Annotated in this window: 8 protein-coding genes and 3 pseudogenes; 8 read left to right on the forward strand and 3 right to left on the reverse strand. The window is 38.3% G+C overall.

Annotation, left to right across the window (positions count from 1 at the left end):
* The first annotated feature begins 4 nt into the window (after window positions 1–4).
* A complete protein-coding gene (locus BTN49_RS07925; protein ID WP_097356727.1) occupies window positions 5–1,519 on the forward strand; it encodes a SpoVR family protein in 1,515 nt (504 codons plus the stop codon).
* Between the two features lie 74 nt (window positions 1,520–1,593).
* Here the strand turns inward: BTN49_RS07925 and fadR are convergent, their stop codons facing one another.
* On the reverse strand, window positions 1,594–2,445 hold the full coding sequence (fadR, locus tag BTN49_RS07930; protein WP_097356728.1) for a fatty acid metabolism transcriptional regulator FadR: 852 nt from the start codon (window positions 2,443–2,445) through the stop codon (window positions 1,594–1,596).
* A gap of 484 nt (window positions 2,446–2,929) precedes the next feature.
* Between fadR and BTN49_RS20910 the strand changes: the two are divergent.
* Window positions 2,930–3,091, forward strand: a pseudogene (locus BTN49_RS20910) (IS1 family transposase); the annotation flags it as partial.
* 86 nt (window positions 3,092–3,177) lie between these two features.
* Here the strand turns inward: BTN49_RS20910 and BTN49_RS22320 are convergent.
* A pseudogene (locus tag BTN49_RS22320) lies at window positions 3,178–3,859 on the reverse strand (IS982 family transposase); the annotation flags it as partial.
* Window positions 3,860–3,957: 98 nt separating this feature from the next.
* Here BTN49_RS22320 and BTN49_RS07950 point away from each other — a divergent pair.
* From BTN49_RS07950 to BTN49_RS07970, 6 genes and pseudogenes are all read left to right on the forward strand, one after another.
* A pseudogene (locus BTN49_RS07950) lies at window positions 3,958–5,168 on the forward strand (IS256 family transposase).
* 648 nt (window positions 5,169–5,816) lie between these two features.
* Window positions 5,817–6,566, forward strand: coding sequence for a flagellar brake protein (locus tag BTN49_RS07955; protein WP_097356732.1), 750 nt, complete (start codon window positions 5,817–5,819; stop codon window positions 6,564–6,566).
* 890 nt (window positions 6,567–7,456) lie between these two features.
* Entirely contained in the window at window positions 7,457–7,885 is a 429-nt protein-coding gene (locus BTN49_RS07960) for a transposase zinc-binding domain-containing protein (RefSeq protein ID WP_223824021.1), read from the forward strand.
* 389 nt (window positions 7,886–8,274) lie between these two features.
* A complete protein-coding gene (locus BTN49_RS13200; protein WP_146679291.1) occupies window positions 8,275–8,505 on the forward strand; it encodes a hypothetical protein in 231 nt (76 codons plus the stop codon).
* Between the two features lie 371 nt (window positions 8,506–8,876).
* On the forward strand, window positions 8,877–9,215 hold the full coding sequence (locus BTN49_RS07965; RefSeq protein ID WP_158523696.1) for a transposase: 339 nt from the start codon (window positions 8,877–8,879) through the stop codon (window positions 9,213–9,215).
* A gap of 776 nt (window positions 9,216–9,991) precedes the next feature.
* Window positions 9,992–10,537, forward strand: a complete 546-nt coding sequence (locus BTN49_RS07970) for an outer membrane beta-barrel protein (protein ID WP_190319238.1) — start codon at window positions 9,992–9,994, stop codon at window positions 10,535–10,537.
* A 229-nt stretch (window positions 10,538–10,766) separates the two neighbouring features.
* Here BTN49_RS07970 and ptsG read toward each other — a convergent pair whose 3' ends face one another.
* Complete coding sequence (gene ptsG, locus BTN49_RS07975; RefSeq protein WP_097356736.1) at window positions 10,767–12,197, reverse strand: PTS glucose transporter subunit IIBC; 1,431 nt, start codon at window positions 12,195–12,197, stop codon at window positions 10,767–10,769.
* Between the last annotated feature and the right edge of the window lie 1,228 nt (window positions 12,198–13,425).

The following is a 13,425-nucleotide window of genomic DNA, read 5'->3' on the forward strand; positions in this document are numbered from 1 at the left end:
CACCATGACTGTAGCAGAAAAAAAGAGAAGAAATATACTCAGTGATGGACCAGACTGGACATTTGATCTTCTTAATAGATACCACACTGAAATTAAGCGTATTGCCACTCATTACAAGTTAGACTCATATACCAATCAGATTGAAATCATAACTGCAGAACAAATGATGGATGCGTACTCCAGTGTGGGTATGCCTATCAATTACAACCACTGGTCTTTTGGTAAAAAATTTATTGAAACAGAACAAAACTACAAGCATGGTCACATGGGGCTAGCATATGAAATTGTCATCAACTCAAACCCATGCATTTCCTATTTAATGGAAGAAAATACCATCACCATGCAAGCCCTCGTTATGGCACATGCGTGTTACGGTCATAACTCTTTCTTTAAAGGTAACTATTTATTTCAAACATGGACAGAAGCGGATTCCATCATTGATTACCTGCTCTTTGCTAGAAATTACATTAGCAGATGTGAAGAGAAATATGGCGTAGATGAAGTGGAAAAACTACTTGACTCCTGTCACGCGCTGATGAATTATGGGGTAGATCGTTATAAGCGCCCGCAAAAGATCTCTATGTCTGAAGAAAAAGCTCGTCAAAAAGCCCGAGAAGATTATCTTCAAACACAAGTGAATGCACTATGGCGTACTATTCCAATCAACGAGAAAAAACGTAAAATCGAGGTTGACCGTTTTCCCTCAGAGCCGCAAGAGAATATTTTATACTTCTTTGAAAAACACTCCCCCCTCCTCGAACCTTGGCAGCGCGAAACTATTCGTATAGTACGAAAAGTAAGCCAATACTTTTACCCGCAAAAGCAAACACAGGTAATAAATGAAGGCTGGGCAACCTTCTGGCACTATACTATTTTAAATCATTTATATGATGATGGAATTGTGACAGATCGATTCATCATGGAGTTTCTTCACTGCCATACCGATGTTGTGGCACAACCTCCATATAACAACAAATATTACAATGGTATCAACCCCTATGCTCTTGGTTTCACCGTTTTCATGGATATTCGCCGTATCTGTGAAAATCCAACAAAAGAAGACAAGCATTGGTTCCCTGATATTGCTAACTCCGACTGGCTGGAAACCATCCATTTTGCAATGAAAAACTTTAAAGATGAAAGTTTCATCAGCCAGTTCTTATCACCGAAAGTCATCAGAGACATGAGATTGTTCACGATCCATGATGATGATAGACAAAACTTTATTGAGGTAACAAGAATTCACAATGAGGAAGGCTATCAGCAACTTCGTGAAAAATTATCAGCGCAATACAACCTCAGCAATCTTGAACCTAATATTCAGGTGTGGGATGTAGATTTTTGTGGGAACCGATCACTAACGCTTCGTTATGTCCCTCATAATAGAGTTCCACTTGGTAAATCCTACCAAGAAGTTCTTAAGCATGTTCACCGTTTATGGGGATTTGATGTGGTTCTAGAAGAGGCAATGACCGATGGTAAAAGTAAGATTATCGCTACGTGTCCAAAACGACTATAGTTTGTCTCTGATTATATCATAGGGAGTATGACTCCATTACCTTCCTCTCATCATTCATATTCCAAATACTACCTTTACGATTCTTCTTGCTCCATTAGCTTAGCTATAATATCTCTATTTCCGAACCACAATGCTCCACTTTCACGACCGTATTGTTTAATACGGTCAGCGACGTCTCCATGACGATTAGTAAGGGTTAATGCCAACAGTTCATGGTAAAATTGTAGTGCTAATCTACACGCGTACTGATCCATAAAGTAATAACCACCCACGCGTGAGTAGATCTTACGCATGCCATTCATAGTTAAAATATACACTTTGTTATTAGAACGTTGAGCCATCCCTTGGAACAGCATATAATCGAAATGGTTGAATGCACGTCCCCTGCATACAGCTTCACAAAGCTCTATGTCTTCCTTGCCAAAGGCATCAAATATTTTTTTTACGTCCTGCTGAATCGCAGTTCTTTCTTCAACCGTATCCGCAAACTCGCTGAAGCTATTACTCTTTAGTAAATTTTCACAGCGACTAATGACTTTTTCAATCAATACAGCACAAGACGGGGCGTCATTCTTAATAGCATAGCGCATATATATACCACTGGTATCAGTACGTGCTGCGAGTAGGTTTTCAAGCATACCGTGAACATCCTCCCCTTCGAGAGTGACAAGGGTATCAAGAATGCCCAAGCCAGACGTACTCATGTAGTCATTCACACGGGTAGGTTTTCCATGCTGAATTGTTAACCAACCGTCACGTGCTAAACGTTGAAGAACTTCTCTCAGAGTTGTTCTGGTTACTCCTATGAGTTCTGATAATTCACGCTCAGCTGGCAAAATTGACCCTTGAGGGAAATGTTCATTCCAAATACTTTCAACAATATACTTCTCGGCAAACGATGCCGGGCTATCTGCCTTAATAACCATTAATGCTCTGTCCAAGTTACGTTTAATATTGATTGATTACTCATCATACCACCTACTCATAGTAAGCAATAAACCTTCTGGTAATATCGTTCCACATCAATTAACTCACTAACATCACAGCCGTGTTACCACCGATATAAAAATGACCCACTAACATCGACTTAGGATTAATCCACCTAGGAAGAAATGTTCATTCGTTTAACAGATAAATAACTGACTATTATTAATTATAAGAAACGAAGAGAGATTCAAGTCTTACTTTATAAGGGATATAGTATTCGGTGTATTAATAAAAAACTTGTTCCATATAAGGCATATTCCTGAATCTAGATCTGAAGCGAGGTGTAAGTGTGCTTATTTGAGAAGTAGATAAGAAATGCTCTTTTGTGGTAACAGAAATAGCCATCGTTGGCTTTGATATGCTTTAAAACATCGCTTAAAGAAATCGTCACTCCCGAATTCTGGTGTCGTAGAAGAGAAATGTTCAATTATTTTCAATCTGTTATCTGTATTTAACGTTGCATCTTGGTGCACAGACGGTTTTAATGTGTACGATATCCTTCCCGAGGATAAACAGGTTGTTGGTAAGTTCTATAAGCAACGCTTTGCGCTGGGAAATGCGCTCCTCCGTAGGATCTTGAAATGATTCAATTTGAAAACGATGGGATACTTAAAATAAATCAAAATACACGACAAAGTCATCGGAAAATTCATTGAACGTGAGTATGGATTTTAAATCCTAATCAACTTTTTGAATACATGATAAAGCTTCTTTGGTTGGAACGTATAAGTAATAAATTCAGCAATAAGGTTTGACCATAAAGCGCACACTACTTCGGTGCCTAAAATGGTTTATTTGGGATATGTTTTTTAGTTGATCAAAAATGGTTTTAATAGTAGATCGTTTCTGGATCATCCGGCGGTCCCAAAGTTTCATCACTTGGGGGTTCAAATTATTTTTCACACCCGTTATTAGTGTCACTCCCTTGTCTGCAAGTTCCCGCTCCAATGGGACCAGAGATATAATATTTGTCTCCGTATAAACACCCCAAAAGCTCGTTAGCCATTTCCGACACAGGCTTTTGATTAGCCACGTTAGCCGTAGTCACTTTGACTGATATAACGCGACCTTGGTCATTGATAATAAGGTATAATTTGAAGCCGTAAAACCCCCTCATCGTTTCTTTTCCTCCCTTCGCGATACTTTAAAAACCTGATATCTGAGAATTCGTAGGTTGTCACAAACCTGTAGATTAGATGAATTAACGAAGGAAATCCCTGTCGGCCTTGCCTGATGGTGCATGAGGTAGAGGCAAACAAAGTGGATGTAATAAGTTTTGAAGTCTCAATATCTAGATTGATGGAAAGCTATCACTATCATCATCACTTCGCTAACTGAGAGGTGAGAAGGTTTTTAATTAATGAAGTCATGACTATTATTGAATTTTCTTATCAATCTAGATTGGTCGTGGAGCTATAGTAATTACTAATGTATGGGTAGGAATACACAGCATGGACGATAATCATAACGTTACCGATCTTCATAAACTAGAAAATCCGCTTAATGAACTGTTAAAACAAGGCGCACAGTAGTTGTTGGTTCAAGCTATAGAAGCTGAGGTTCAATCCTTGCTCGATAATTTTATATCACTCCAAGTTAACGGAAAGCAGGGAGTGGTTCGCAATGGTCATTAGCCTAACTGGCACCTACAAACTGGACTCGGCGACATTATCGTCAAAGTCCAAAAGGTTCGAGATAGAACAGGGAGTGGGATCAAGTTTTACAGCACACTAGTTTTGCCCTATCTCAAGCGAACCAAAAACATATAAGAGCTTATCCCTTAACTCTATCTGCTAGGGATCTCCACGGGAGATATGCAGCTAATCTTAAAATCGTTCTTAGGTAAGCAAGCCAAGGGGTTGTCAACAAACAGTGTTTCTCGACTCAAGCAGCAGTGGGAAGTAGAATACGACCAGTGGCGTAAGTGTGACCTAAGTAAACGGCAGTATCTCTATATTTGAACCGATGGTATTTGCTGCAAAATTCGGATAGACAACAAGCTTTGCCTGCTTGTTGTCATCGGCGTAGATGATGCAGGTCGCAAGGAAGTGCTAGGCGTTGTCTATGGGTACAGGGAGTAAAAGGCGAGTTGGTTTTAAGTTCTGTCACAGCTAACCTACCAAGGTATCAGTGTCGATCCTAAACTTGCTATTGGTGAAGGTAGTTTAGGTTTTGGGAATGCAGTGACAAAGCATTGATCAACGACGCATCATCAGCGTTGCTGGGTACACAAAGCGGCCAATGTATTAAATAAAGTCCCAAAATCTATTTAACCAAAAATAAAAGAATTGCTTCACGATATCTGGATGGCGGAGAAACAACAAAATGCACATAAAACCTTCAGACAATTCCAAATGCGATAAGGTGCTAAATATTTCAAAGCAGCGGAGTACCTGCCCAAAGATAAAGTGGAATGCTGGCATTTTACGATTTTCCCGCCGATATTTGAACACATATTCGAATGACAAACCCCATTGAATCAATTTCTGCAACGGTGAGGCCAAGAACGAACAAAACCAAGAATTGTGGAAGCCAAGAAACGACATGGGCAATGGCCTGCAAACTTATGCGAATCGATGAGGTTAACTGGCGTAGGCTACGAGGGTTTAAATTACTCGTGGATATCATCAAAGGTATAAAAATCCAGAGATGGCATTTGTGAAATAAACGTCAATCATCAGGATACTACTATGGAAGCTGTACACCAGATTTGACCAGAACTCCTAAAAAAATAGGAGGAAAGGCATCCTAGAAATAAAGCTGTAAAGGCGTTGAGAGAGGACAAACTGGCAGAGTGAAAGGAGGACAGGAGTTATCACAAACTCTCATTAGCAGAAACCACAATGCTTAGCTATCAACTTACTCTTAGTAATTACAATACTCAAGTTAGTGAAGCGCTGGAAAATATGAAAGCTCTTCTGTGCCCATAAGGGTTTGTATATTACGAAAGAACGGCAAAATTAGATGTTGATTATAATACGCTTACTTGTTGGTAATACCTTAATATATATAAGTATAATCTTGTGATTGTCGCATGACTGTTCTTAACAAATCATCTCTCACTGTATGTCACTTAACATAGACAATAATGATAAACCTCAACTACAAGTTACTATATTATAAATATACGACCTACCGACATTTATTGTTTATACTTAAAGTTATTGGGTTTGTAGCAGGTGACAAGTGAACAATTATCTTAAATGAACTATATGATTTTGAAGGGTTGATAACTCGATGATGGAAGCACTATCAACAACACTACCACTCTTATTTAGAGTGGTAGTGTGATTTCTATGAGGTGTTTTAGATGAATACAAATGCAATAACTGCAAAGAAGTCACTGGTTAGAGTTAAAGAAAAGATAGTGATGGGTCTGAAGGTGATGGACTTTATCCAACATGGTACTGAGTCATCACTTGAGATTGTTACGCCCTTGGGACAACGACTTAACTTCAAATCAAACTTCATCGGTTTTGACGAGCATCAGCATATTTTCTTTACGATGCCGTTGCTCTCAAGAGCGGAATACGTAGAATTTTTCATGGAAGGTTTTAACGTCAATATAGAAGGCATTTCTGAGCAGGGTGAGGGAGCGTTAGTACGCTTTCGTACCCGTATCGAACATATTATTTATAAACCTATTAACTTGTTAGTCTTTACAGTTCCACAGCAGGCAAAGTTGGTGTTGCTGAGAAATGAAACACGCTACGAATTACAGCTACAAGGAAATATTCAACTCTCTAATCGAAAGTTACGCGTAGTTTTAACGAATGTTTCATCTGGTGGTTGCGGATATAGCTACGAGGCCATTTCACCAGATTTTGATATTGACCAAAGAATTGTTTTAGAAGTAATCAACAGTACAAATAAAAATGCTTATGCGCTGAGTGGTATAGTGAGAAATGGGAAGAAGAAACTAGGTAAGCAGACATATGGCATAGTATATGATGATCCTGGACAAGTAAACTGTCGGCGGTTGTTGTCAGCACTGATGTATGACGGTACTAAATATGTGTTTATCAACCCTAAACAAAACCATGCTCTTGCCGGTTTATGATTTCATTTATTCAATTGACTGAGAGGACGCTCATGTATTCAGTAAGTTAAATACATGACCTAGGGATGAAATAAAGAGTGTTGTAAGAAATTTTATTTCAAAGAAGATTTATGATGATAGAGATGCTTAACTATCATACAACTAGAATAATAAACAACTTCATAAACTTTCAGGTTGGCAGTGTAGATGCAAAAGAGAGTAAAATTATTACTAACCTTTCGACCTCTACAGAGGATCGTTCAACAACATCCCTTAATAACTATTATTTTCTTAATTAACCTGAACTGCGCATAAGAAATGAAATAAATGCCAGAGTCACGATCTGACTCGTTTGCATAAAATTATCAGTCGCAAAGGGACGTTAGCATGAATAATTCAGCCGCTTTTTTCATCGATATCAATGATTTACGGCAAGTTTTTCTTCCTCAATGGGGAGAAATACCGGATTTCAGGTTTAAAAACAAGAAATAAACCTTCTCGCCTTTCAATCAGTGAAGTCACAATGATTATTGTATCTTTTAATCAATCTTGATTTCTTAATTTTAAAACATATTACACGCAACTTGTCTGCCATCTCCTAATAGGCAAATTCCATGAATTGGTTAATTACACACTAATGCTTAAGTGGATGCAACTTGCTCTGGTTTCCTTTTATTTTTATTTCACCTAGGAATTTCCTCCTAAAAACCATATATGGTAGGGTTGAATGCATGTCCATTTCTGTGATGCATTTATACGATTGAACAGATAAAAGGCATGAATGAATCTCAAAGGTATCAAATCGAAGCTGCTTTGATTTAAACGTGTTTTCACTACGAATTGAGCCATATTCGTATCTAGTTATTCCAGTTATGATACTGGATTATTATCATTCATAACTCGCTAAAATACTGAAGTGTGTAAGTTCAAAAAATGTCTTTGCCACTTACCAATACTTGGGTTGCTGTCAAGGGCAACATAAAGTTCACTTTAGTTGTAAAGGGAAAACTTGTCCGCAATGTGGAAAACGTTCTGCACAGGAGATTATAGTCAAAATAGGCGTCCGCCTATTTCCTAGAGTGAGCTATCGGCAAGTTATCTTAACATTGCCTGAGCAACTTCGGATTCCTTTCCATAATCACTCCAATCAGAAGCGTTTGTATTTTAGGTTTTTAGTCTTGGCAGAAGCCTGTTTATTAGAATTGATTCAGGCACACTTTAAGACCGATGCGTGTAAAATCGCCGTCATTGTTTTCATCCACACCCATAGTTATAATGGCAACTACAATCTGCATTTACCAGTGATACTGGCTGAAGGTGCATTCTTTCCTTCAAATTAGGATTAAAAAGGGTTTCAGCATTTATCGTTATCTCAGCTACCATTACTTTGATTAAACCACTTACTGAAGTTAATGGAGATTGAGTTTCCAGCGCGTCAATATGTGATTGAAACCTTATGGGCTAATTATCCTGATGATTTCTATGCTATCCTGGCAATGGTCATAAAAATAAAGTCACAAAAAAAAGCTACCGAGGGTTAATACGATACCTAACCAACTATTTATCATTCCGACCGATAAGCTTATCTAGGATAGTTTGGTATGACGGTCATCAAGTCAGGTATTACTATTAATCACATACAACGAAGTTATAAACGTATAAGACAGTGGATGCTTAGGTATTTGTTAGCAGGCTGGTTCAGCACATATTTCCTAAATAATTTCAACGAGTGAGATATTATGGCCTTCAAGCGACGACGCGCTTTAAGAAGTGGTATGAAGTGATAGCGATGGCAGCAGGAGACTTGGTGGATGCAATTATGAGCTACACCAAACGTATCAGCTATGTAGAGCTTTTCGAAGAGGTAGCAGATCGTAATCCCTTAAAATATGTGTTTTGTGGGAGAGGGATGGAGTTGGTTCAGCTTTCCCACCCAAAGCATGGTGTATTCTTCGATTGATTTGCTTCCGATAGTGGTTAATTGATGTGGTTTTTATTCTCGTTATCGCTCTGAATTTTGCAGAATCTTACTGTTTTAGGATTCTGGAAAAATACTATTGGCGAGGATTCAGTTTTTAATATCAATTGAACCAGATAAGATGATGTTTGCGCGCGATATAATATGACGCACATCGGCATTGATACCACGGGTGTTGGCTTAGGTGTTTGGGATTGGGTATATGCGAACCACTCCCTGCTTTCCGTTAGTTTGGAGTGATGTAAAATTATCGAGCAAGGATTGAACCTCGGCTTCTATAGCTTGACCCAACAACTGCTGTTCGCCTTGTTCTCTGAGTCACCGCCAAGATAAACCCACGGATATCGCATGCGTTGATTCTACCAAGCTACAGGCTTGTCACAATTTACGTATTCCATGGCAGCGCAGGTTTGAGGAGAGGCTTAAATGAGGTAAAAGTAATAACAACCAATGTTGATAATAAAAAATCAGTACTTGATATGATCGATAATTTCTGTGAATCACACTATGGAGATAAGGAGTATATATCTGGCTTCCTTGAAAAAACACTCACCGAGAAAGGGATTAATCTCATCACGAATAAACGAAAGAACATGGAACCAAAGGTGATGAAGCTTTGGAATCGTATTATGTTGAGAAAACAATTTATCATCGAGACAGTCTTTATCCGACTAAAACCATATCCCAAATAGAGTATTTTCGGCACCGAAGTTGGGTGCGCTTTATGGTCAACCTTATTTACTGGAGTTATTGCTTATACCTTTCCCACCAACAAGGCCTAGCCTTAAAATTACTCGGTTCTCAAAAGCAGCGCTTATACAGAACTGAGGTTAATTATAGAGGAGGCCAACGGTGGAAATTACTTTTTTAATTATACCTTAGATGGGGGAATGCCTCCCAAGATACTTATCAATATAATAAATATATGACTTGGTACAAAATGTAGGGATGTATTAGATCTTTGGTTGATAACACCTATGGTAGAACAGGAACTTGGAGAACCAGAATCTCAATGAAGGTTCGTAGTGAAAATACGCTTGAAGCGAAGCAGCTTCGATTTAATACCTTTAAAATTCATTCGTGCTTTTTATCTGTTCAATCTTGCTAAATATATCACAGATAGGAACATGCCTTAAATCCTACCACATATAGTTTTTAGGAGGAAATTCCTAGGTACAATGAGAAGAAGATCCCACGGCCTGACAGTTTCCTCCGGAAGGATGACTCTGTTTATACAGCATGCATTATCAACGCAATTAGCGGAGACATGCTTAGTTTTTATGATTACTAACCTTTTGCTAAAAAAGAAGATAAGCTACGTTGTAATATTCAATTCTCATCCACGTTTGATCTATATCTTTCCTGTTTTCACTAGAAATTTCCTTCATTTAAGTGCTATGTGGTTGTTTAGTAAAAGCGATATCTATTAGACTATACTACAAATTTACAATTGACTATGAGATCTTCCATGCGCACAATTAAGATTGTTGTTTCTTTTCTCGCCACCCTTATTTCTGCCACCAGTATTGCAAATGAAAACAGCATGAGTAACTTCAGTTATGATTACTTCGAAGCTCGCGTTGGCATTAGCCCTGTCACCTACGGTGCAGGTTTCAGTACTTCTATTCACCCTAATGCTCATATACGGTTTGAAGCAGATACAAAATTTGAAACCGATTGGGATATGACTGGTGCAATTGGTTTCCACGCCCCCGTGAATAACTGGGCGGATGTTTATGGTGAACTTGGATTACGTAGCACTAAAGCATACAACCGTTCTCATGATAACAGTAAGCTAGGTGTTGAAGTCAACATCGGTATTCGTCAATGGTTAGGCCCACAATTGGAAATGGGTGGCGAAATTGGCCATCTTTCAATGAATGACGACGAAGATATATTTGGATCATTATTTGTTCGCTTCCACGCGACTGAACTCTTTGCCATTGGCTCACAGTTACGTTTCAATGAAGCGTACGATGAGCAGCTAATTCTAACCACACGTTTCAAATTCTAACTTCTCGTATAAAGAGAAGCGGCTTCTAATTTAGAAGCCGTTTTTGTTGTCTTTTTTCCTAGAAATTGAACAAGTATCTTACTGATTTCAGGTCATAGGTCATATATTCAATAAGTAGATTTTATACAAAATACCTATTTTTAATGGTGATTAAGCACTGTTAACATGCTGATGAACCATTCAATTCATTGAATACACAACTTATAACGAAAAGAGTTAACTATGGTTATTAGTTATTATAAATCCATTCATCCATGTCTGATTTCAAGTTATCTGACTGGGTACCAAAGATAGCTTGAATACAACTACCCACAACAACAACACCTGCCGCACCAAGTTTCTTCAATTGAGCTTGATTAACTTTATCTATGGTTTCTACTGAAACACGCAGACGCGTAATACAAGCATCTAGACTTGTGATATTTTCTTTACCTCCGAATGCCATAACCAGCTCTTTTGCTACTTCTGAGTTACCTCCTGTAACAACAAGCGCTTCTTCATCGTCTTCACGGCCAGGAGTTTTCAGATCAAGCTTCACAATAGCAACACGAAATACAACATAGTAAAACACTGCATACGCCATACCCAATAATAGGAAAAGCCAGATTTTTTGTGAATTCGCGGACAGCAGAATGAAGTCAATCAAACCATGAGAAAACGACGTACCGTGAATCATACCCAGCGAATTAATCAGAACATATGAGGTACCTGCCAAGATCGCGTGGATTAAATAAAGCACTGGAGCAACGAACAAGAATGCAAATTCAATTGGTTCGGTAATCCCTGTCAAGAATGAGGTCAATGCCGCAGACAACATGATACCTCCTACCTTAGCACGATTTTGAGGTTTCGCCGTGTGCCAAATTGCAATCGCTGCAGCAGGAAGACCGAACATTTTAAATATGAATCCACCAGCTAACTGACCAAAACCATTGCCAGCAATACGAGATACTTCATCAGCTACCATGTAGCAGGTCAGGATACCTGTACGTGCTACACCTTCTGATGTCACACATTGACCAGCTTCATAGAAAAATGGAGCGTTCCAAATATGGTGCAAACCAAATGGTATAAGTGAACGTTCAACAATACCGTAAATACCAAATGCCAATTCTGGATTTTGAACAGCAGCCCAATTAGAAAAAGTGGCAATAAACTTACCAATCGGAGGCCAAATAATAGACAAACCAATCGCAAGAGCAATACTTAGAAAACCGGTGATAATTGGTACTGAACGCTTACCCGCGAAAAAACCAAGGTAATTCGGCAACCGAATACGGTAGAAACGGTTAAATACCCAAGCAGCTACACTACCTGCAAAAATACCACCTAACACACCTGTTTCGATAGATTTGACGTTGAATACATCAGCCATAACACCCAGTGTATTAAGCATAATGTAGTAGCCAATAACAGCAGCTAGACCAGCCACACCATCGTTACGGGTAAAACCAAGAGCAATACCAATAGCAAACAGTAAGCCCATATGACCAAATACAGCGTCACCTGCACTCATCATAGTGGTTGAAACAACATTTGGTAACCACGAAAACTTTGCCGCACCGATACCCAAAAAAATACCAGCAATAGGCATGACTGATACGGGTAGCATTAAGGCTTTACCAATTTTCTGCATACTTACAAACAGGTTTTTAAACATAATGACGCTCCTGAAAATATTTTGAGATGTCCACCGAGCCCCAAATAAACTCGGAATCTTGACAACCCATTAAACCATCTTTTCCGGTGTATGATATAGGATTACCGTTTTGGAGAAACTACTATAATACAGCTAGTTTTTTCAAAAAAATTAATTCCACTTTTATTCCACCAAAACATATTGCTCCTACATTAATGTACCATTACGAATCAAAAATCAGTTTGGTGTTAATTGGCATAAACAGTGTTATTTCATATGACAAAATAAAATACTCCATAATTCACTTTTGAATCTCATTAAGTTACTTGACTATGCAATAATAAAGGTGCTTTTATATCCATTAAACCTTGGAAATCAATTTCAGATCATGTATTCAATAAGTAGTATTTAGTATAGAATACCTAAATTTTCATGGCGATGAAGTACCGTTAGGAAACTGGCTATCCATAATGGTAAATACCAATGCTACCACGAGGGCGCTAATGCTGACGAAGCATACAACTTATTGTATACATGACCCAAAAACGATACTAGATAATTGGACGGCCATTTTACTAAAGTTACAGAACACTTTCAGTACTTGAATCAAACTATCAGCTATACTTTCCGCATATTCTTGGCATTTAGCATTCGCATTAATCAGGTTAATTCTTGAATTTAAGTCTGGCGTACGCTGCTTTCCAAGCAAGCTGTTAATGCTATTTCTTTGGAAATAACGACAGACTGCCCAAAACAAAAAATTTCTTAGATCACTTTTCTTAAGTCTGTTCCTTTTTTGACGTACCGCCTCAAAAACCCATTAGCATTTTTATGCTTTCCTTGTTCCCATGAAGAGAAAAGGGTGGGTAACGTAAATTTTAATATCCTTAAGCTTTATGCTATCTTTTCACGATGAGTAGTCTCTCGACCATTATCTGCTGTAATCATGTGGACATGCTTCTTGTGTGACATCAGAACATCCATGTTGCTGTGGTGATATCAGATACCGATTTAGATGTCCATTTTTTAATTAAATAAAATGGCTTTTATATTCTTGTCTGGTGACGATAGCACAAGTACAATTTTTGCCTAAACCGTATTCAATTCTCAATTAATAAATCGTTCTAAACTGTCTATAAAAGACGCTTCAATCATCAATAGAAGACCGTATTTTTATTGGTGAGACCTTCGATATCGTTGATGTCCTGGTATTTTATTACCTCCGATAGAGTGATACATCCATTCATGG

It is taken from the genome of Candidatus Enterovibrio escicola, assembly GCF_002464935.1.
In the GTDB taxonomy this organism is placed as follows: domain Bacteria; phylum Pseudomonadota; class Gammaproteobacteria; order Enterobacterales; family Vibrionaceae; genus Enterovibrio; species Enterovibrio escicola.

Coding starts and splice junctions, on each gene's coding strand:
- ptsG (WP_097356736.1), bottom strand. CDS start 12,197: ATGTTTAAAAACCTGTTTGTAAGTATGCAGAAAATTGGTAAAGCCTTA.
- BTN49_RS07925 (WP_097356727.1), top strand. CDS start 5: ATGACTGTAGCAGAAAAAAAGAGAAGAAATATACTCAGTGATGGACCA.
- fadR (WP_097356728.1), bottom strand. CDS start 2,445: ATGGTTATTAAGGCAGATAGCCCGGCATCGTTTGCCGAGAAGTATATT.
- BTN49_RS07970 (WP_190319238.1), top strand. CDS start 9,992: ATGCGCACAATTAAGATTGTTGTTTCTTTTCTCGCCACCCTTATTTCT.
- BTN49_RS07955 (WP_097356732.1), top strand. CDS start 5,817: ATGAATACAAATGCAATAACTGCAAAGAAGTCACTGGTTAGAGTTAAA.